Here is a 23,064-nt window from a genome sequence, read left to right as displayed (position 1 = left end):
AATATTATGTAAATGAACGTATAATTACAAACTCAGAATAATCCCATTCTCCTTCAACTGCTGTATCGGTTTTGAGAACCAGAATAACTCAAAGTCTTCCAAATGTTCTTCATATTGATTTTTGAGCTGTTGAAGCGTGATTTTCTTAGTGTTTTCAATAGAATTGTCCTGCAAAACAGAGATCAGCCAATCGGCTTTTTCTTTTTCCAATTCTATTTTTAGAATGTTGGTTTTAAGGTGAAAAGTGATTCTTGTTAGGTTGTAGGAATTGCCTTTTTTGGTTTTGACAAAATCTTCAGCAATCACATTTCTGTCCAGAAAAATAATTTTGGAATTGGGTTTGAAGGCGAAATTTTCTTCCTCCAAAAGACTGTCGTGGATATAATCAGGATCAATTGTAGTTCTCGGGATTTTGAAATCAAACCAATCCTGCAAAGGCATTTCGAAGTTAATCCCGTGCATATAGTTGAACAAAGATTTTTTCAGCCCAAAACTGAACTTGCTATTATCAATGCCTGTTTTATCAACAAAATCGATGTCGTTGTTGGCAAACAAAATCTCTTGCTTGATAGGTGTAACGCCAAACTCTTCTGGATTTTGTCCCACTGGGGAATGTGCGGTCATCGCAAACTGATGCCAAAAACCACTTTGTAAAATGCCCATCTCAAACAATTGTCGAACCATCTCGAGAGAATCCACCGTTTCCTGAATGGTTTGAGTCGGGTAGCCATACATCAGATAAGCGTGGACCATAATCCCAGCTTCGGTGAAGTTTCTTGTCACTCTAGCTACCTGATCTACGGAAACGCCTTTGTCTATTAGTTTTAGCAATCGGTCACTCGCTACTTCCAAACCGCCAGAAACTGCGACACAACCTGATATTTTCAAAAGGAAACACAAATCTTGCGTAAAGCTTTTTTCAAATCGAATGTTCGTCCACCAAGTCACAACGAGATTTCTTCTCAATATTTCCAGAGCAACTTCTCGCATCAAAGCTGGAGGCGCTGCTTCATCCACAAAATGGAATCCTGTTTCACCTGTCGTTTGGATGAGTTCTTCCATTCTGTCCACCAAAATTTTGGCAGAAATAGGTTCGTAAATACGGATATAATCCAAAGAAATATCACAAAAAGTACACTTGCCCCAATAGCAACCGTGTGCCATCGTTAGCTTATTCCATCGCCCGTCGCTCCACAAGCTGTGCATCGGATTGGCAACTTCTATCACAGAAATATAATGGTCTAATTGTAAGTCCGAATAATCCGGCGTTCCAACTTCGGCTTGTTTGTAATCGTGTTTTTTGGAATTGTTTTTATAAGTAACTTCTCCATTTTCGAGAAGGAATGTTCTTTTATATTCAGCTTCTAGATTCTCAGTATTGCAAATATTCTGATAAACCAATTCAAGTGGTAATTCGCCGTCGTCTAATGTGATAAAGTCTATGAATTCAAAAACGCGTTTATCTTTAATATCTCTTAATTCAGTATTTGGAAAACCACCACCCATTGCGGTTTTGATGCCAGGATAATTTTCTTTAATCAACTTGGCACATCGGAAAGCAGAATACAAATTTCCGGGAAAAGGGACAGAAAAGCAAACCAATTTTGGCTGAACCAATTCTAATTTTTTCTTTAAAATGTCTAAGGTAATTTCATCAATAAAACTATTAGCATTATTGATTTTAGAATATAATTCATCAAAAGAATTAGCACTCTTTCCTAGTCTTTCGGCATACCTGCTGAATCCAAAATCGGAATCAATATTCTCCACAATATAATCGGAAAGATCTTCTAAATATAAGGTTGCCAAATGTTTTGCTTTATCCTGCAAACCCATATTCCCGAAAGCAAATTCCATATCATCCAACTGATTGAAGCGGGAAGCTTCCGGAAGGAAATTCATCGAACAAATCTGTCTCGCCAAAGTTGGATTTTGATTCTGTAAAAAAAGAATCACCTGATCTATGGTTTTGATGTATTCTTCTCGCAGGGCAAATATCCTTTGAGAATTTTCAGAAACATTATAAAGATCAATCGAAACATTGAAAACTTTCTGAAGTCCATTCTTGGAAAATAACTCCAAAATCACCTCAATCCCAAGATCTATCTGGTGACTGGATATATTTTTGGTATTCAGAAAACCTTTAATATAAGCCGTCGCGGGATAGGGCGTATTCAGTTGGGTAAAAGGCGGAGTGATGAGAAGAATGTCTTTCAAAAGAAAAGTTTTTGCAAAGATAAGCATGTGAAAATAGATGAATCACTAAAAATTGTCAGAAATAAGCAAAGTTGGCTGTGTTTTTGCTAGGCTAATTTTTCGAGTTTATTTATGTTGATTTTATAAAAATAATGCTTTATTGGAATATTGTAAGTATTTTTGGTAACTACATAAATGAAATATAATAATCAGTTCATTTTAAAATTTTATGGTCTTAATTGTTGATGATAATCCCAATAATATATTTTCTTTAAAAAAATTATTAGAGTCCAATGATTTTGAAGTAGATACAGCACTTTCAGGTGAAGAGGCTTTGGGGAAAGCGCTTAAAAATGACTATTCTTTGGTAATTCTGGATGTTCAGATGCCGGATATGGATGGTTTCGAAGTTGCTGAAAATTTATCAGGTTACAGCAAAACCAAAGATGTTCCGATCATTTTTCTTTCAGCAGTCAGCATCGAGAAAAAATTCATTACCCAAGGCTATAAATCCGGAGGTAAAGATTATGTTACCAAACCCGTTGATCCGGATATTCTTTTATTAAAAGCAAAAACGTTTTACAATCTGCAGGAGAACAATCTTGCGATGAAGAAAACACAGCACAATCTGGAGCTGGAAAACAGAGGACGAAAGGAAGCGCAGGCAACCATGAAATCTCAGATTGATCATTTTCATTTGATGTTGCAGGCTTTACCTCAAATCGCTTTTACGCTTAATGAAAATGGCGAAGTCGATTTTGTTAATTGCAAATGGTATCAATATTCTGAAAATGAAAAAGATTTTCCGGAAACTCATCCGGACGATCACAATATCCGAGAGCAGTTTGAAGAATGTAGAAAAAGGGGCAAAGCGCTGGAGCTGGAAATCAGAATCAAGAATATCAAAAATCAAGTTTACCGCTATCATTTGCTGAGAATGTCGCCTGTTTTTGAAGGTGAAAATATCAAAAATTGGGTAGGGACTTTCACGGATATCGATGATCAAAAAAGAATCGAGAAAGAAAAAGACGAGTTCCTAAGTATTGCCAGCCACGAGCTGAAAACGCCTTTGACAAGTATAAAAGCTTACACTCAATTACTAAGTCGTAAACTAAAGCAGAACGATGAAAATTCTGAATTGATGTACGTCCAAAAAACATTAGACCAAATCGATAAACTGAACAGTTTGATTACAGATTTGCTTGATGTTTCCAAAATAGAGAACGGAAAATTAAAGATTAATAAAAAACCGGAAAATCTGAATCAGGTTCTGGAAAATGCTCTTGAAACGATTCTGCATACGAGTGGAAGCGATGTTAAAATCGAACGTCACGGCGTGAAACCGGATTTTATGATTCCGCTTGATAAGATAAGAATAGAGCAGGTTTTGATTAATTTCTTAACCAATGCTATCAAATATTCTCCTGAAAATCATCAGATTATTGTCACCACTTTTACCGACGAAAAAGAAGTTCGAATCAGCGTAACAGACTTTGGGATTGGGATTCCGGATTTCAAACAGGAATATGTTTTCCAGAAGTTTTATCGTGTTGAAGAATCGTCTCTGCAGTTTCAAGGTCTGGGAATCGGACTTTATATCTGTTCAGAAATTATTAATCAGCACCACGGGACAATCGGTGTTTCCAGCGAGCTGGGAGAAGGTTCTACATTTTATTTCACTTTACCATTAAACTAAATTCTTTATGCCAAAGAAAATTATCAGAAATCTTCAGATAGGAGTCGGGCTGTCACTTTTGATATTAATTGCCAGTTCCGTAGCCTCTTACTGGAGTATACAAAAACAAATGGACAATAGAGAAAAGCTCTCTGCAAGCCGACGTTCTATCACAGCTGTGAAAGATGTTTTGGTAGCACTTTTGGATGCGGAAACAGGAAACAGAGGTTATCAGCTAACCGGCAGAGAAACTTTCTTGGAACCTTATAACAAGAGTTTGGTTGAGTTTTCTAAAGCTATAGAAAAAGCAAAAGCTTTGGATATTGATGATAAAGTTCAACTGGACCGTCTCAATAAACTGGAGGAAAATGGTAATATTAATATCAGCAATCTTAAGCAATTTGTAGAAAACAAACATAATGGATTGGTGATGACTCAGGAGCAAATCCTGACCAGTAAAGTTTATATGGACAGATGTCGAAATCTGGTTGCCGAGTTTGTGAAATATGAAGAGCAACAGTTGGAGATTAAGAATATTGATTTGACAAGATCGTCCAATATGACAGTTTTGTTCATCATTTTATCGGCCATTGCAGCAGTTATTGTTACCGCTTCTTTCTATGCAAAACTGAAGTCAGATCTGATCCGAAGAGATAAATTGGAAAAAGAACTTACTGCAAAAGATTTGGAAATTTCAAGACGTGTGAATGCAATAAAACAAATTGCAAATAGAGTTTCCAATGGAGATTACAGTCAAAAAGCAGTGGATAATTCGCAAGATGATTTGGGTGATTTGGTAGAATCTCTCAATCATATGACGGATTCTCTCAAAACTTCATTCGACAAAATTAATAAGAGCGAATGGCGACAAAAAGGTTTGGTGTTACTGAATGATTCTTTGTCTGGAAACAAAACTGTGAAGGAAGTCACCAAAGATTCTCTGAAGAATTTAATCGATTACGGAGGCTGTATCAATGGTGCAATTTATTTGAATGAAGAAGGAAGATTGAAACTCAGCTCAGCCTATGGTTTGGAAGATCATATGAAAAAAACCTTCGAACCTGGTGAAGGTATGGTTGGACAGGTTTTTCAAAATAAAGAATTGAAAGTCTTTAATGATTTTAACGATGATAATATTGCTATTAGTTTTGCTGGTAGTAAGATCAATGTTAATAATATTTTGTTGATTCCTATTATTTCCGGAAGCTATAATTATGGTGTTTTGGAACTGAGTTCAACTTCTAATTTTGATGAAGATAAAGTTGAATATTTTGTAGAAGCCTGCAGAAATATCGGTATAGCCCTGAATGTTGCAAAAAGCCGTGAAGAAGAGCAACGTCTGTTGGAAGAAACACAGACTCAGGCAGAAGAACTACAGGTTCAGCATTCTGAACTAGAAAATCTGAACACCGAACTGGAAGCGCAAACTCAAAAATTACAAGCTTCTGAAGAAGAGTTGAAGGTTCAGCAGGAGGAATTACTACAATCTAATTTAGAATTAGAAGAACGTTCTACTTTGCTGGAAGAAAAAAATCATTTGATTGGTGAACGTAATGCAGAAATTCAGCGAAAAGTTGAGGAATTGGCTTTAAGCACCAAATATAAATCAGAATTCCTTGCGAATATGTCGCACGAGCTGCGAACTCCTTTGAACTCGATTCTTTTGCTTTCAAGATTAATGGCTGAAAATCCGGATGAAAATCTAAACGAAGATCAAATCGAATCCGCAAAAGTCATCCAAAGCTCCGGAACAAGTCTTCTAACTTTGATTGATGAAATCTTAGATTTAGCCAAAATCGAATCGGGGAAAATGACTTTGGAACATCAGGACGTTTCGTTAGAAGAAGTGGTAAAAGATTTGCGAAATCTCTTTAATCCAATTATTCATCAAAAGGAACTTCAGTTCAATATTAATGTGGACAAAGATGTTCAAAAAAATATAGAAACCGACAGATTGCGTTTGGATCAGGTCTTGAGAAATCTAATGTCCAACGCTATCAAATTCACAGAGAAAGGAAGCATTAATCTAAATATTAAAAACGATCCGAAAAATCAGAATTCAATTATATTCTCAGTGAAAGATACGGGAATCGGAATTCCGGAAGAGAAACAGAATATTATTTTCGAAGCTTTCCAACAAGCCGATGGTTCTACCAGAAGAAAGTTTGGAGGAACAGGTTTGGGATTATCAATCAGCCGTGAGATTGCAAGATTATTAGGTGGAGAATTATCAGTAACCAGTCAGCTGAATGAGGGAAGTGAATTTAGTTTCAGAATTCCGACTGTGAAACCTGTTGAAGTCATTCATTTTGATAATAATCAGGATTTGGTAGATGTCATCAAAGATGATGTGGAAAAAATCCAGACTATTTTGGGCGAAGAAGATCCTATTGAATTATTGAAAACTCCGATTTTAGAAATTCCGGAAGATATAGAAGACGACAGAAATTCTATCAAAGAAGATGATAAAGTGATCTTGATTGTAGAAGATGATACCAATTTTGCAAAAGCTTTACTGAAATATGCCAGAAAACAAAATTATAAAGCTGTGGTTTCTGTGCGCGGCGATCAAGCCGTTCCTTTTGCGATACAATATCGTCCATCCGCAATTTTATTAGATATACAACTGCCTGTAAAAAATGGCTGGCAAGTGATGGACGATCTCAAATCAATTGATGAGACAAGACATATTCCGGTACATATGATGTCTGTAATGCGCGCTAAAAAGGAAAGTCTGATGAAAGGTGCCATTGATTTTATCAGTAAACCTGTGGCTCTGGATCAAATGAACAATGTTTTTAAAAAAATAGAGGAAGTCATCAGAAAATCACCTCAAAAAGTCCTGATTGTGGAAGAAAATGCGAAACACGCAACAGCTTTGTCTTTCTTTTTGAGTAATTATAACATTTCGTTATCGGTAGAAAATAATGTGGAAGACAGTGTTAATGCTTTGGTTTCTAATAGAGTCGATTGTGTGATTTTGGACATTGGCGCTTTCAAAGGCAGAGAGTACGAGATTGTAGAATCAATCAAAAGTTATGAAGGTCTGGAGAACTTACCAATCATCATTTTCACAGAACATAGTTTGTCTAATGCGGAAGAACTGAAAATCAAACAATATGCAGATTCTATTGTTGTGAAAACAGCGCATTCTTACCAGAGGATTTTAGATGAAGTTGGATTGTTTTTGCACTTGGTTGAGGAGAAAAATAATGCGGAAGAATCCAGAAGCAAAACTCTGGGATCATTGACAGAGGTTTTGAGTGGCAAAAAGATCCTGATTACCGATGACGATGCCCGAAATATTTTCTCATTAACAAAATCATTGGAAAAGTATAAAGTAGAAGTGGTCTTGGCTATGGATGGCAAACAAGCCTTAGAACAAATTGAAAAAAATCCGGATATTGATGTAGTTCTAATGGATATGATGATGCCGGAGATGGATGGTTATGAATCAATTCGGGAAATCCGAAAACTTCCAAAATTTTCAAAACTTCCTATCATTGCTGTTACTGCCAAATCTATGATTGGCGATAGGGACAAATGTATGGCTGCAGGTGCGTCGGATTACATTTCCAAGCCTGTGGATATCGATCAGTTATTATCATTATTACGTGTTTGGTTATACGAAAGTTAATTTTTCAATGAATAAAAAAGTTCTGATAGTGGATGATGATCCACGAAATATTTTTGCTTTAAAACTGACTTTGAAAGCCAGACATTATACCACTGAAACTGCAGCAACGGGTCAAGAAGCAATTGATATCTTAAAAAAAGACAGTAATATCACTATTGTTTTGATGGATATGATGATGCCTGATATGGATGGGTATCAGGCAATGAAAATCATTCGTAAAACGCCTGCGATAAAAGATAAAACTATTATTGCTGTAACAGCACAAGCAATGGCGCAAGACCGTGAGAAATGTTTGGAAGCCGGAGCAGACGATTATATTATCAAACCGATTAATGTGGATCAGTTATTGATTGCCATAGAAAAAAAGTCATAAATGTTAGAACCCAATATTGTCTTAGATCACGAAGTAGAGCACCTTATCAAAGATGTTCATGAGGTTTATGGTTATGATTTTTCACTTTACAGCAGAGCCTCTTTTAAACGAAGAGTCAACCGAATTTGTCTGATAGATAAGTTCACGAGTTTTGCTGAATTGCGGTATAAAATCGTTAATGATCCGGGTTATTTGAAACATTTCATAGAAGAAATCACTGTCAATGTCACCGAGATGTTTAGAGATCCCCATTTCTTCAAAGCTCTGAGAGAAAAAGTTTTACCACAGCTGGGGACTTATCCGCTGATAAGAATTTGGGTAGCAGGATGTTCTACAGGAGAAGAAGCTTATTCGGTCGCGATTTTATTGAAAGAAGCAGGTCTTTATAACAAGTCTTTGATTTATGCTACAGATATTAATCCGTCGGTTTTAGAGACAGCAAGTTCAGGTGTGTTTCCGATTAATCAGATGAAGATTTATTCTGAAAATTATATACTTTCCGGTGGAAAAAAAGATTTTTCAGATTATTATACAGCCAATTATGACAGTGCAAAATTTGATAAAAATCTGAAAGAAAAGATGATACTATCAACGCATAATTTAGTTTCAGATAGTTCTTTCAATAGTTTTCAATTGATTATTTGTCGTAATGTTTTGATCTATTTTGATAAGCGACTACAAGAAAGAGTTTTCCATCTTTTTGATGATAGTTTGGAGAATCTTGGTTATCTGGCGTTGGGTACGAAGGAAACGTTGAGATTTTCTCATCTTCAAAAGCGATATCAGCAGTTGGATGATCAGAAGATTTGGAAAAAAGCAGATCACAATTAATACAATAAGGATGGAAACAGAATTAGTGATTATAGGAGGATCAGCCGGCAGTTTGCAAGTGATAATAGAACTCATAAGAAATCTGGATACGGATTTGAATTTTTCTATCGTATTGGTTGTTCATCGCAAAGCACAATCTGTAAGTATTTTACCATCATTATTACAACAATATTCTAAGATAGAAGTCATAGAAATAGAAGATAAAACAGAAATAGAAATCAATAAAATTTACATTGCTCCGGCCGATTACCATATGTTGTTTGATGACAAAACAAATGTTTCACTGGACAGATCAGAGAAGCTGCATTTTTCCCGCCCGTCAATTGATATAGCTTTCAGTTCTGCTGCAGAAGTATTTGGTGACAAATTGTTAGCTGTTCTTTTGTCGGGAGCCAATTCTGATGGCGTCGAAGGTTTACAGCAAATCAAAAAGAATGGAGGTAAAATATGGATACAAAATCCTGATACAGCGCAAGTAGATTATATGCCAAGACAAGCTGTGGAACGAGTAAGATTTAATCAATTGATAACTTCTGAAAATCTTCCAATCCAACTTAATGAACTAAATAAAAATAATAAAATATAGATTTTAAATTAACTTTATATGAACAAGAAAAAAATATTAATCTTTGATGATGATACCACACTTCTGGAACTGATTTCTATTATTTTTGAAGATGGTGGTTACGAAGTCGATATATCGCAAACTTCGCATAATATTCTCGAAAAAGTGTCGGAGTTTCATCCGGATATTATTCTGATGGATAACTGGATCCCGAACATTGGAGGGATAGAAGCGACAAAACTTTTGAAAAGTCAGGAAGAATTTAAACACATTCCGGTAATTTACGTCACAGCCAATAATGATATTGAAGCTTTGGCAACAAGTGCTCAGGCAGATGATTTTGTAGCTAAACCTTTTGATCTGGAAGATTTGGAACAGAAAGTTGCTAAATATTTGAATTAAAAATATCTTACTCAAAAACAAAAAATGCAGTCCCAAAAGACTGCATTTTTTTAATAATTTAATTTAAATATAGAAATTACTTCCAACCACCACCAAGCGCTCGGTAAAGGTCAACAATACTGCTCAGTCTTTGTCTTTTTACAGAAGCAAGATTCAGTTCAGCTTGTAGAGAATTACCTTGAGCAACAATCACTTCTAGGTAATTTGCCATTCCGCTTTTATAAAGTAGTTCAGCGCTTTTTATTCCATCTTTCAATGTTGAAACTTGTTCGCTTGCCTTTTGTTCCTGAACTTTCAAGCTTTCATTAGAAACCAATGCATCAGAAACTTCGCCGACAGCATTCAGGACAGATTGACGAAATGCCAAAACATTTTTCTCTCTTTGTATTTTAGCTACATTCAAATCAGTTTTTAATTGTCTTTTTTGGAAAATAGGTTGAGTCAATCCTCCTAAAGCAGAACCAAACAACGATGCCGGAATCTGAAACCAATTATCAATTTTGAAAGAATTTACACCTCCATTTGCAGTGATTTTCAAGGATGGATACATATTCGCTTGGGCAATTCCAATCAAAGCATTGGATTCCAGCAAAACCAGTTCCTGCTGACGAACATCCGGACGGCGGCTTACCATTGCTGCTGGTAATCCTGCAGATAAATTTTGAGGTAGGGAAGTGTCCGACATTTCAATCGTTCTGTTGATTTTTGTCGGATTTTCGCCTACCAAAATACTCAACGCATTTTCCTGAATGGCAATATTTTGCTCCAGTTGTGTAATCAAAAGTTCTGTATATTCTTTTTGAGCTTTAGATTGTTGAATCCCCAAAGAAGTAGCATCGCCACTTTTCCAGATTTTTTCTGTGATAGAAAGCGTATTGGTACTCAATTCCAAATTCGATTTTGCAATTTGTAGTTGTTTATCCAGCATGAGAAGGTTGTAGTAACCTTGTGCAATAGCTGCCACCACTTGGGTCTGAATCGCTTTTGTCGCTTCATAAGTTTGCAGATATTGCATTTTAGAAACCTCTTGTTGGTTTTTGATTTTTCCCCAAATATCAGCTTCCCACGACAGATTGAACGCCGCATTATAATCCTCAACGTGACTTTGTCCTAAAAATAAGTTCAGACTTTGTCCGTTCATACTATTCTTGGAAGGTTTGGAAATCTGGGCAGAAACTCCGAAACCCACATCCGGATATTGCATATATTTCGCTTGTTTCAAACGTTCCTGCGAAGAGGCAACTTGCTTCAAGGCAATTTGTAAATCATAATTATTTTTGATCCCCTTTTCTATTAAACCTTGTAAAATAGGGTCGTTGAAAAACTGTCGCCATTCCAGATTCGCAACGCTCGCTGTATCGGCCGTTGCCGTATATTGGAATTTCTCCGGCACATCTGGACTCACTTTGTCCAACGCTAATTTTGGCATACAGGAAACGGCGCTCGCCACAACTGCTGTCGAAACCAAAATTTCTTTTATTTTTGATATGATGTTCATAGATTTTCTTTCTTATAAATTTTATTTATGAATTGTTTTGGACATTCAATCTTTCGCAGCCCGACTTGAGCGGAAATCCTTTTTTGCTTGTTCTCAATTTCTAATTAATGAGAAAACGTCTTGCAAAAAAGATTGGGAGCGGAAGGCGGAAAAGCTGCCCAAAACAATACCATAATTTTGATTCACGTTTTTAAATATAATTCAAAGCCGCTTTTTCTTTTTTTAGTCTGCGTTTCTTTCTGCTAGGCATTTTTTCGTGCAAGTATTGGAAAATCACATACATCACAGGAATGATGAAAATCCCAAAAACTACACCTGTCAACATCCCACCAACTGTACTGATTCCAATGGAGTGATTTCCTTTCGCAGCCGCACCTTGTGACCAAACCAACGGCAACATTCCAATGATGAACGCAAACGATGTCATCAAAATTGGTCTCAATCTCAGCCTCGAAGCTTGGAGTGCAGACTCAATCAAAGTTTTACCTGCGTGTCTTCTTTGAACAGCGAATTCCACAATCAGAATCGCATTTTTTGCCAATAATCCGACAAGCATAATCAATCCAACCTGAACGTAAATATTATTATCAATTCCAGCCAATCCTGTGAAAGCATAAACCCCGAAAATACCTGTAGGAATAGTTAAAATAATAGCGAAAGGCAGGATGTAACTCTCGTACTGTGCAGCTAATAAAAAGTAAACAAACAAAATACTCAACATAAAAATGAAAGCGGTTTGTCCACCAGTTTGTCGCTCTTCACGCGTGATTCCCGTCCATTCGTATCCGTAACCTCTTGGCAAAGACATTTTCGCAGTTTCTTCAACTGCTTTGATGGCGTCACCTGTACTGTAGCCAGGTTTCGGAGTTCCGTTGATGGTGACAGCATTGAACAGGTTATTACGAGTCACGGTTTCTGGTCCGAAAGATCTTTTCAAAGTCACCAACGTTTTTACAGGAACCATTTCACTTTGATTATTTTTAACATAAATTCCTTCCAACGAGTTAGCATCGGTTCTGTAAGGAACATCAGCCTGAGCCATCACCCTGTAGTATTTTCCAAATCTGTTGAAATCTGAAACGAAACTACTTCCATAATAAATCTGCATTGTCTGCATCAAATCGGTTACAGAAACGCCTAACTGATTGGCTTTGTCGGCATCAACTTCAATCGTGTATTGAGGATTTCCTGCTGCATAAGTTGTGAATGCAAAAGCAATTTCCGGACGTTTCATCAATTCACCGATGAAAGCCTGCGTTGTGGTTCCCAATTGTTCAAAAGAACCGTTGGTTTTGTCCTGCAACATAAATTCGAAACCGGAAACGTTACCAAAACCCTGAACAGTAGGGAAGTTGAAGAAGAAAGCGCTCGCATCTTTTACTTGTGCTACTTTTCCTGTCAATCCCGCTGCAATCTGATCAGGATCTTTTACATCGCCACGATCTTCATAATCTTTCAGCTTGATGAAACCGGCAGAGTAGGGCGATGCGTTGGCATTACTGATGAAATTCAGTCCATCTGCAACCCAAAGATGGTTGGTCGCTTTTTCGCCATTTACAATTTTATCGATTTGTTCTGTTGCTTTGTTGGTTCTTTCCAATGAACTTCCCGGAGGCGTGTTCACAGCATATAAAACGAAACCCTGATCTTCTGTCGGGATAAATCCAGAAGGTGCTTTATTTACCAAAAATACAGTAATAGCCGTAATCAAAACCAGTCCGCCAACACTTACCCATTTGTTTTTGATTAAGAATTTGAGACTGTAAATATATTTTTTGGTCAGATTATTAAAACTTGTATTAAAAGCGTTGAAAAATCTGGCTCCAAATCCAGTTTTGTGACCGTGTTCGCCGTGTTCTCCTTGTGGATCATTCAGTAAAAGTGCACATAAAGCGGGGCTCAATGTCAATGCATTAATAGCAGAAATCAAAATCGCAATCGCTAATGTGAAAGCAAACTGTCTGTAGAAAACACCCGCAGGACCTTGCATAAAGCCAACCGGAACGAAAACCGCAGACATCACCAAAGTAATCGAAATAATCGCACCTGAAATTTCGCTCATCGATTCTCTTGTTGCTTGATCGACTGGAAGTCCAGTATGTTCCATCTTGGAATGGACAGCCTCCACAACTACAATCGCATCATCGACGACGATTCCAATTGCGAGAACCAAAGCAAACAAAGTCAACATATTGATACTGAATCCGAATAAATTCAGGAAGAAAAATGTACCGATAATCGCAACAGGAACAGCAATCGCCGGAATTAAAGTCGATCTGAAATCCTGAAGGAAAATATATACCACGATGAAAACCAAAATAAATGCAATCACCAAAGTTTCCACCACCTGATGGATAGACGCATCCAAAAAGTCTTTGGAATTGTACATAATGATTGGTTTCACACCTTTTGGCAACGTTGTTTTGAACTCTTCAACCTGTCTTTCAACTTCCGTTAAAATCTCGTTGGCATTAGATCCAGCTGTCTGAAGAATCGCAAAACCTGCAACCGGTTTCCCATCCACTCTGTTCGCTGCGGTGTAACTGTAAGAGCCAAATTCCACTCTTGCCACATCTTTCAGTCTTAGGAAAGAACCGTCACTATTGGCTTTTACAACAATGTTTTCGTAGTCTTCGTTTTTGTTTAATTTTCCTTTATATTTAAGAATATATTCATAAGTTTCCTTGCTGCCCTGTCCGAAACGTCCGGGCGCTGCTTCAAGATTACTGTTTTTGACAGCGGCTAGAACTTCCTGAGGCGAGAGATTGTTATCTGCCAAACGATCGGGTTTCAGCCAGATTCTCATCGAATAATCTTTTGAACCAAAAACCTGAGCCTGAGCAACTCCCGGAATACGTTGCAATTGTGGGATGATATTGATCTTCATATAATTCTGAAGAAAAAGCTCGTCATATTGTTTAGGATCATCACTCGTGATTCCCATAAACATAATGAAACTGTTCTGAACTTTCTGAGTAGAAATCCCAGCCTGAACAACCTCTTGCGGAAGCTGGCTCATCGCTTTGGAAACCCTGTTTTGAACGTTAACTGCGGCATTATCCGGATCTGAGCCTTGTTTGAAATAGATATTTAAAGTCAATGATCCATCGTTGCTGGAATTGGATGTCATGTAAGTCATATTTTCCACACCGTTTACAGCTTCCTCAATGGGATTCGCAACAGAACGGGCAACAACTTCGGCGTTTGCACCAGGATAAGATGCCGTTACCTGAACGCTTGGTGGCGCAATGTCTGGGAACAATGTGATCGGCAGTTGGAAGACCGAAAGCAATCCCAATAATAATAAGATGATCGAAATAACCGTTGAAAGTACGGGTCTTTCTATAAATTGTTTTAGCATAAGAAGTATAGTTTTAAGTCTTCTGTTAATGAGTGATTTACAAAGGCGTCGCTGTTAATAGGCTGTCAGAAGAAATCATTTTTGGTTTGATTGGTGCGCCATCTTTCAAGCTGCCTAAACCTGTAAATACGATTTGGTCGCCTTTTTTAAGTCCTTCGGAAATGAAATAATAATGCTCAGTTTTTCCTGAAATTGTAATTGGTTTGCTAGTAACCGTTTTGTCTTTTCCAAGAACGTAAACGTAAGTTTTATCCTGAATTTCGAATGTCGATTCTTGCGGAATAACAACTGCATCTGACAATAATTGAGGCATTCTCACTTTTCCTGTGTTTCCGCTTCTCAAAGTTCCGTTTGGATTGGGGAACGTTGCACGAACCGTGATTGCACCAGTACTTTTATCAAATTGCCCATCAATCATTTTCATTTTTCCTTTTTCAGAATAAGTGGAGTTGTCTGCAATTACCAAATCTACCAAAGGCATATTTCTCATTTTTTCTTCCAGCGTTGCGCCGACATATTTCTTTTGGAAAGCAATAAAATCGATTTCACTTATGGAGAAATAAGCATAAATCTCGCTGATGTCAGAAACGAAAGTCAATGGAGTAGGATCAGTTTTGGAGATCAGGCTTCCTTTTTTGTAAGGAATTCTACCAAGATAACCGCTAACAGGTGCTGTGATTGTAGTAAATCCATTGGTGATTCTAGAACCTCCCAAAGCAGCTTTTGCCTGTGCTGCTGTTGCAACTGCAACTGCGTAATTCGCTTTCGCTGTTTTCAATTGAACATCAGAAACTACTTTTTCAGCAACCAAAGTTGTTAACCGGTCTACTTCGACTTTCATTTTTTGGATATTCGCGTTGGCAGCCTGAAGGTTGGCACTTGCCATATTTACCTGCTCGCCGTAAGATCTGGAATCTATTTTGAAAAGAGGTTGTCCCGCTCTCACGAATGCACCTTCTTCCACATAAATTTTGTCCAGATAACCATCCACCTGAGATCTGATTTCCACATTATTTTTACCTTCCAATGCAGTCGGGAATTCCTGAAAAGTCGAAGTATTGGAAGTGATTACGGTGTAGACAGGTAATTCCGGAGCTGGTGGTGGCGCACCTGCACCTTCTGCCGCTTTGGTACAATTTTGTAAAAGTATAATACTTGATAGAAGTACAATAAATTTTAGTTGAGTAATAGTTTTCATTTTGAGATATGAATTAAGTTTAGTTAAATATGTTCTTAATAGTTTTATAGTTATATTTCCTAACAGTGTTAATAATTTGTTTAAAAAAATATAATATTGGATTGGGTTTATATTGTGGTTTTCATAATGATTTAATCTATTAAAATTGATAATAATACGTTAGTATAACTAACAGTGTTAATGTTTTAAGACAAATTTGATTTCTTCAAATTTTGAACTTTGAACCAAATACTACATTAATTTAATGTTAATTTTCCTAACGGTGTTAATTTGTAAATCAAAAAAAAATTACAATGACTTAATAAAAGCTGAAACAGTTTCGTCTAATGTTGTTTTGTTCATTGTAGAAGGAATATCCGCATTTCTCATCATCATAATAGATATCAACCCGTGAACGGCTGAAAATAAAGCATGAGAAGAATGACAAGCATTATCGGGATTCGATCCTTTTTTATTGATGATTTCCAAAGTGCGTTCATAAAGCATATCCTGAAACGAAGAAAACTCTTCCTTCATCATTCCTTTTCCGCTACACTGCATTCCCAGCCCAAACATCAATTGATAATATTCTTTATTCTTGAAAGCAAATTTCCAGTAAGCATCCACAATAGCAGTCAATTGATCTTCTGGCTCATCGTGTTTTTTCTGTGCTTTCAATAATTCGATATGTAATTGATGAAACCCGTTTAATGAAATTTCATAAAGAATAGCTTCTTTATTTTCAAAATAATCGTAAACAACTGGTGCACTGTATTCTATCGCATCCGCAATCTTTCTAATGGAAAGCGAAGCCCAACCCTCTGTTTTAGCCAAATTAAAAGAAGCGTCCAAAATATTGGCGCGTATAGATTCTTTTTCTCTTTGACGACGTTCGTGAACTCCCATTTTGTATTATTTCTAACAGCGTTAGCAAAATTAGAACATTTTATTCTTTAGTACCAAATTATTTCAACGTAATTAATTTAAAATTGCAATTGATGAGTCTTTAAACCTTTTCTTAATCGCACTTTGATTTGATTATTGATAAAAACGATAACTATTTTCAATCAAAATTCCTGAAAAAGATAACGGTCAGGATAATTCAGTTTTTCACTTTTACGTTGACCTTTTATGACAATGTGAATGATATTCATCTGGTCATCAAAAAGGTTATAAAGAAAACTGACTGCAGTTTCAATTTTTTTAGGATTAGAAACAGTTTCAGATTCCAGAAAAATGTCAACACTTTCCTTATCTTCCTCGTAACCAACAAAATTAACTTTCACAAATTGATTGTTCACTTTCAATTTCACATATTCTGAGGCATAGTTTTTTAGCGCTTCATTCATTTCCTTTTCAGATTTTGGATTCAGGAAATGAAGATTTTTTCCATATTTTTTATTAATAGCATTCTCCAAATCATCCATGAAAAATCGTCCGGAAACTTCAAAGGTTTTTGATTTTTGGCTGTAATTAAATTCCATAGAGCCAACGTGATAAGGATGAAATTTGAAAGAGAAAAGCGCCAAAGCCAAAGAAAAAATAGCAATTGCAAAGAAAAAGTTCTTCATCAGACCCAAAATTTAAGTCGAAATTAATCATTATTTTCGTAATTCTTTTTTAAAATGACAGGATGCAGGATTTTATTTTTTACTTGAAACTCGGTTGGGAACACATTATTTCTCTGGATGCGCTGGATCATCAGCTTTTTATTTTGGCACTGATTGCAGTTTATTCCTACAACGATTTCAAAAAAATCCTGATTCTCGTAACCGCTTTTACCATCGGACATTCCATCACTTTGGCGTTGAGTACACTTAATGTTCTTCGAGTTCCCGGAAATTGGGTCGAGTTTCTGATTCCTTTGACTATTGTCATCACCGCTTTAGGCAATATTTTGATGAAAAGTAATCAGAAAAAGCTGATGAGTCTCAACTACTATTTAGCTTTGATTTTTGGTTTGATTCACGGGATGGGATTTGCGAATACTGCGAGAATGATGCTAGCTAAAGAACAAAGTATCTTCGTTCCACTTTTGGGCTTCAATATTGGTTTGGAGTTGGGTCAGATTGTCTTGGTCATTGTGATTTTAATCCTGCTTTTCATTCTGCTCAAACTTTTCCGGGTGAATAGAAAAGACTGGATTTTATTCGTTTCATCGGGAGTTTTCGCATTGGCGCTCAAAATGACTTTGGAACGATTGCCTTTTTAAATCTCGATTTAATTTTATCAAAATCAATTATTGGAAACCACAATTATTTCAATTTGGGCAGCTTTTCCGCGCTCCGTTCCCGCTATTTTTACCTCCCCAAAGTCCATCCAAAAAATGAGCTCCACTCAGCTCGGGCTGCGAGTGATTCAGTGTATTAAGACTATGCTATTTAGAATTAATCTTTACTGGTAAAAATAAATACGAATCTTTATTTCATTCGTAACAATTCCCTAAATTTGATTACTTGTAAAGAATTATCTAATTGTTTTGAAAAAATGAAGTTAAAAGTTTTAGGACTTGTATTCTGTTCTGCTGTTGTTTCGGCGCAGAATATCCAAAATAATCCGGGAAGCAATCACGGGAACAAATTTGAACAGCTCGGAACCATTCTCCCAACTCCCAATGTTTACAGAACCGCTTCTGGCTCGGCTGGTCACGCTTACTGGCAACAACGTGCAGATTACGATATCGAAGCTTATTTGGACGAAGATAAAAGAAATCTGAAGGGTTCGGAAACCATCACTTATTACAACAATTCACCGGACGATCTGGATTATCTTTGGCTTCAGTTGGACGAAAATGAGCAGTCTTCTGTGAAAAATGCAGATTATGCAGTTTCTTCTACGCTTCCGAAAAAAGTAGTTATCGATAAAGTAAAAGCTTCCGAACTCCCTGTTGCAGATAATGGTTATGGGGTAAATCTGGAAAAAGTAACCGACGTTTCCGGAAATCCATTAAATTATGTTGTCAACAAAACAATGATGCGTATCGACCTTCCAAAAGCTTTGAAAAAAGGAGAGAAATTCGTTTTTAAAATTAATTGGAATTACAACATCCCGAATCGTATCGAAAAAGGTGGAAGAGGTGGTTACGAATATTTTGCTGAAGATGGCAACGACCTTTACACCATCACACAATGGTTCCCGAGAATGTGTGTTTACAGTGATTTTCACGGCTGGCAGAATCATCAGTTCACAGGACGTGGTGAGTTTGCCTTGGTTTTCGGAAATTATAAAGTCAAAATGAATGTTCCTGCCGATCACGTTGTTGGTGGAACAGGCGAATGTAAAAACTACGATCAAGTTTTGTCATCAGAACAATTAGCGAGATATAGAAAGGCTGAAAACTCTAATGAACCGGTAGAAATTGTAACATTAGACGAAGCCAAAAAAGCAGAAAAAAATCACTCCAAACAAAGAAAAACCTGGATTTTTGAAGCGAATGACGTTCGTGATTTTGCCTGGACTTCTTCAAGAAAATTTATTTGGGACGGCATGCGCGTGACGATTCCTGAAAACAACAATAAAGTAATGGCGATGAGTTTTTATGGAAAAGAGGCTTACGGACTTTACAGAAAATTCTCTACAAAAGCTGTAGCTCATACCATTAAAACTTATTCAGAATTTACGATTCCTTATCCATATCCTGTAGCGCAATCTGTAGAAGCGGCCAACGGAATGGAGTATCCGATGATTTGTTTCAACTATGGAAGAACTGAAAAAGATGGAACTTATTCTGAAGCCATCAAAAACGGAATGTTAGGCGTGATTATTCACGAAGTGGGACATAACTTTTTCCCAATGATTATCAATTCAGACGAAAGACAATGGAGCTGGATGGATGAAGGTCTGAACACGTTTACAGAATATCTGACGGAAGAAAAATGGGACAACAAATTCCCTTCAAAACGTGGGCCAGCTTGGACAATCGTTGATTATATGAAATTGCCGAAAGACGAATTGGAACCGATTATGACCAATTCTGAAAATATCGAAAAGTTTGGACCAAATGCTTATTCAAAACCGGCAACGGGACTTAACATTCTTCGTGAAACCATTATGGGCAGAGAATTGTTTGATAAAGCGTTCAAGACTTATGCTAAAAGGTGGGCTTTTCGTCATCCTGAACCTGCAGATTTTTTCAGAACAATGGAAGATGCGAGTGGGGAAGACCTGGATTGGTTTTGGAGAGGATGGTTTTATGGAACAGATCCTGTAGATATTTCTTTGGACAAAGTGACCATTGCAACGCCAGATTTCGAAGCTGTTCCGAAAACTGAAACCGTGACATATAAAGTGGATAAACCTGGTTTGAACGAGTTTGAAGATATTTCTAAAATCAGAAATAAAGATGATAAGAATATCAAGTTTTATGTAGAATCTGACAAAGATGTTCAGGATTTCTATTACAGATACGACCGTGGACAGGAGAAAGTAGATACATCTAAAGAATATAATCTGACGACTGGAAACCTAGAGAAATTAGATGCAAAAGACATCAAAAAAGAAAATAATGTGACCGCTTATCAAATCGATTTTTCTAACAAAGGCGGATTGGTAATGCCAATTATTTTAGAATTCACATTTGAAGATGGTTCAAAACTGAATGATAAAATCAGTGTCCAAATCTGGAGACATAACGAGCAAAGGGCTTCCAAAACATATTATTTTGATAAGAAACTGAAGTCTGTCCAGGTCGACCCAATGAGAGAAACAGCAGATATTGATACTTCTAATAATTTCTGGGCTGCTTCAACTTCAGCAGAAACACCAAGCAAATTCCAGGTTTTCAAACAAAAACAAAAAGATGCTGCAAGAGGTGCTTCCAATGGAAAAGTAAATCCAATGCAGGCTGCAGGAAAGAAATAATCTTAAATTAAAATAAAATCAAAAACGGTTGTTCATATTTGAAACAACCGTTTTTTTAATTAAAGTGCTAAGTTCTTAATTAAAATCATTCATCATTCATCATTTATAATTTATAATTAAAATTAAAGTCTATTCTGCTCATCCGTCTTACGCCCAGTCTTCGCATCTTTCACTTTCTGATTTCCGAAGTTATATTTCAGATTGATCATAAAATACTGCGTATCGCGATAATCTTTGAAATATTGATTTTGATCTGCATATCTTGTCGAGATCGTATTCTTATTCGTTCGGAAAATATCATTGAAAACCAAACCTGTTTCCAATCTTTTATCAAACATTTTCTTATTGATAATGATATTGGTGTTCTGAGAGGAACTGATGTCAAACGAACCCTGGATCGTCTTAGAATTATAAACATAAGACACATTCAAATCCCAGGTTTTTGCTTTGTCCAAAGTGATTTGTGTAGAAATGTTCGCATTGTAAAAGAAGACATCATTTTTGTATAAAACTTGGTCCGTTCCCATAAAATAATTCTCCTGATATTCTCCCATTGCAAAGAGATTCAGTTTCCAGAATGGCTTGATAGAAAAGTTTTTGGAGAAATTCATGCCTAGATTTTGTCCGTGGTCAATATTGGTGTAATTATAAACTGTTTCAAAAGTCTGCGGATTTTGTATAGAAATTTCCATCGAAGGGTCTTTGATATAGCTATAATATGCCTCGAAATTCCAGTCTTTTACCGTGTAAGTCAAACTCAGATTATGAATGATGGTTGATTTCAGATAAGCATCACCTTGGAAGTAAGAATATAGATTATAATAAGATTTGGAAGGATTCAGGAAATCATAATTCGGCCGGTCGATTCTTTTTCCGTACGAGAATCCTAATTGCTGGTCTTCTGTCAGGTTATACATCAGGTAAAAAGTAGGGAAGAGTCCGGTTCTTGTCGTCTTATTTTCTACAACCGGATTATCAGAATTGGTTTTAATTAAAGTAGTTTCCGAACGCAAACCAGCTTTCATTTCCCATTGTTTCCATTTGTATTCTGAGGAAATATAACCAGCAAAAATATTCTCTTTATAATTAAATAGGTTGCTTTTTGTTAAATCCTGAATCAAAGTTCCGCTGGTTCCATCAAAGAAATCGAGGTCATTTTTATTGTTTACAAAACTGTATTTCAAACCACTTTCCAATGTGAATTTGTCATTAGAAAATCGATGATCCAACTGCGTAGCATAAAGCGAAATATCCTGAACACTATTATTTGCAAATCTGTTATTATTTGCAGGTTGACCGTCAAAATTCAATAAAGTTGCTACATCCTGATTTTCCTTAAAGCGTTTTGTGCTCGAGTTATTTGTCCAAGTCAGGTTGTTGTTTCCAAATTTTTTATCATAAACCAAATAAGAATTAAAACTGTTATCATATTGCTTTTTCTTGTTGGATGTTAAGTAATACGATTGCAACTGATTATTTTCCGTGTTGTAAATATTCGTCGGAACATTGTAATGACCTGTGTTGTTAGGCGCATTATAACCGTCAAAACCAAACTGAACTGTTGATAAACTATCCAAAGTATATTGTCCGGAAAAATTGTAAACGTGCTGTTCGTGAGCGTGTGTTTTTCTCTCCATGTCGCTTTCCCAACGGGTTTTATCTTTGTCAAAAACTACTACATCAAAGTTTTTCCGGACATAATCTCCGGTTACAAAATTGTAATTCCCGGTCAATTGCCATTTATCAGTATTGTAAGATTGCGAAGTCCCAATCAATCCCTTGGCATAAGTTGCCTGAGTATATCTTGTCGAGATTCTTCCTTTGTAGCCGGAAAGAACATTTTGCTTCATTTTGATATTGATAATGGCGCTTCCTTGCGCTTCGTATTTTGCAGGCGGATTGGTGATGACTTCCACAGATGAAACATTATTTCCATCCGTATTTTCAAGGAGTTGTTTGAGTTGTTCCTGCGTCATCAAAGTTTTTTTATCATTAATGGTTACAATAATTTGAGAGTTTCCTCTGACACTTAATTCTTCATTTTTCACTAAAATATTGGGTGTACTTTTCAAGATATCCCAGGCATTCAGATTTTGAAGTGGTGTTTTATCGATATTGAATTCCAATCGGTCAATTTTCCTTTTCAGTAAAGGTTTGTTAGCTTTTATCGTGACACCAGCAATTGATTTTACAGTATCCTTTTTAAGAATAATATTCAGTGATTGGTTATCTTCCAAAATAATTTCATAATCCTGGTAATCTTGTTTTTTGATGACAATTGAGATAGGAAATTTCGAAATACCTTCAAGACTGAAATTTCCATCTTTATCGGAATAGAATATCGATTTGTTTTCATTAATTTCAATGCTTGATTCAGAGATAGATTCCTGATTTTCGTTCTCGATATGTCCTTTGACATTCTGGCTCCAGACAAAAACTGGAAACAGAAGTACAATTGCGTTATATATTTTCATTTCAATAATTTTGAC

General features: G+C 36.4%; 15 protein-coding genes. 8 read left to right on the top strand and 7 right to left on the bottom strand.

Features of this window, described 5'->3' with window-relative positions; genetic code table 11:
* Positions 1-24: 24 nt before the first annotated feature.
* The gene (locus tag KI430_RS04655) at positions 25-2,217 is read right to left on the bottom strand and encodes a B12-binding domain-containing radical SAM protein (RefSeq protein WP_248877105.1); all 2,193 of its coding nucleotides are present in this window, start codon (positions 2,215-2,217) and stop codon (positions 25-27) included.
* 208 nt (positions 2,218-2,425) lie between these two features.
* Between KI430_RS04655 and KI430_RS04650 the strand changes: the two genes are divergently transcribed.
* The 6 genes from KI430_RS04650 to KI430_RS04625 are packed head-to-tail and all read left to right on the top strand — an operon-like array spanning position 2,426 to position 9,679.
* Entirely contained in the window at positions 2,426-3,892 is a 1,467-nt protein-coding gene (locus KI430_RS04650; RefSeq protein ID WP_248877104.1) for an ATP-binding protein, read from the top strand.
* Positions 3,893-3,899: 7 nt separating this feature from the next.
* Positions 3,900-7,508 (top strand): response regulator, encoded by a 3,609-nt coding sequence (locus KI430_RS04645; RefSeq protein WP_248877103.1) that lies wholly within the window; start codon positions 3,900-3,902, stop codon positions 7,506-7,508.
* Positions 7,509-7,515: 7 nt separating this feature from the next.
* Positions 7,516-7,881 (top strand): response regulator, encoded by a 366-nt coding sequence (locus KI430_RS04640; protein ID WP_248877102.1) that lies wholly within the window; start codon positions 7,516-7,518, stop codon positions 7,879-7,881.
* A complete protein-coding gene (locus tag KI430_RS04635) occupies positions 7,882-8,712 on the top strand; it encodes a CheR family methyltransferase (RefSeq protein WP_248877101.1) in 831 nt (276 codons plus the stop codon).
* 10 nt (positions 8,713-8,722) lie between these two features.
* A complete protein-coding gene (locus tag KI430_RS04630; protein WP_248877100.1) occupies positions 8,723-9,298 on the top strand; it encodes a chemotaxis protein CheB in 576 nt (191 codons plus the stop codon).
* An 18-nt stretch (positions 9,299-9,316) separates the two neighbouring features.
* Positions 9,317-9,679 carry a response regulator gene (locus tag KI430_RS04625; RefSeq protein ID WP_248877099.1) on the top strand — a complete coding sequence of 121 codons (363 nt, stop codon included), beginning with the start codon at positions 9,317-9,319 and terminating at the stop codon, positions 9,677-9,679.
* 76 nt (positions 9,680-9,755) lie between these two features.
* Here the strand turns inward: KI430_RS04625 and KI430_RS04620 are convergent, their stop codons facing one another.
* From KI430_RS04620 to KI430_RS04600, 5 genes are all read right to left on the bottom strand, one after another.
* Positions 9,756-11,177 (bottom strand): efflux transporter outer membrane subunit, encoded by a 1,422-nt coding sequence (locus KI430_RS04620; protein WP_248877098.1) that lies wholly within the window; start codon positions 11,175-11,177, stop codon positions 9,756-9,758.
* Positions 11,178-11,367: 190 nt separating this feature from the next.
* On the bottom strand, positions 11,368-14,538 hold the full coding sequence (locus KI430_RS04615) for an efflux RND transporter permease subunit (RefSeq protein ID WP_248877097.1): 3,171 nt from the start codon (positions 14,536-14,538) through the stop codon (positions 11,368-11,370).
* 37 nt (positions 14,539-14,575) lie between these two features.
* Positions 14,576-15,736: an efflux RND transporter periplasmic adaptor subunit gene (locus tag KI430_RS04610; RefSeq protein ID WP_248877096.1), complete on the bottom strand. Its 1,161-nt coding sequence runs from the start codon at positions 15,734-15,736 to the stop codon at positions 14,576-14,578.
* Between the two features lie 288 nt (positions 15,737-16,024).
* On the bottom strand, positions 16,025-16,621 hold the full coding sequence (locus tag KI430_RS04605; RefSeq protein WP_248877095.1) for a TetR/AcrR family transcriptional regulator: 597 nt from the start codon (positions 16,619-16,621) through the stop codon (positions 16,025-16,027).
* Between the two features lie 161 nt (positions 16,622-16,782).
* Positions 16,783-17,286, bottom strand: a complete 504-nt coding sequence (locus KI430_RS04600) for a DUF6702 family protein (RefSeq protein ID WP_248877094.1) — start codon at positions 17,284-17,286, stop codon at positions 16,783-16,785.
* Positions 17,287-17,348: 62 nt separating this feature from the next.
* Here KI430_RS04600 and KI430_RS04595 point away from each other — a divergent pair, with 62 nt between their 5' ends.
* Entirely contained in the window at positions 17,349-17,927 is a 579-nt protein-coding gene (locus KI430_RS04595) for a HupE/UreJ family protein (protein WP_248877093.1), read from the top strand.
* Positions 17,928-18,202: 275 nt separating this feature from the next.
* On the top strand, positions 18,203-20,575 hold the full coding sequence (locus KI430_RS04590; RefSeq protein WP_248877092.1) for a M1 family metallopeptidase: 2,373 nt from the start codon (positions 18,203-18,205) through the stop codon (positions 20,573-20,575).
* Positions 20,576-20,697: 122 nt separating this feature from the next.
* Here the strand turns inward: KI430_RS04590 and KI430_RS04585 are convergent, their stop codons facing one another.
* Positions 20,698-23,049, bottom strand: a complete 2,352-nt coding sequence (locus tag KI430_RS04585; protein ID WP_248877091.1) for an outer membrane beta-barrel family protein — start codon at positions 23,047-23,049, stop codon at positions 20,698-20,700.
* Positions 23,050-23,064 lie beyond the last annotated feature (15 nt).

This window comes from Epilithonimonas zeae (genome assembly GCF_023278365.1).
GTDB classification, from domain to species: Bacteria; Bacteroidota; Bacteroidia; order Flavobacteriales; family Weeksellaceae; genus Epilithonimonas; species Epilithonimonas zeae_A.
Note: the sequence above shows the minus strand (reverse complement) of the source record. Positions and strands in the feature narration are given on the sequence as shown.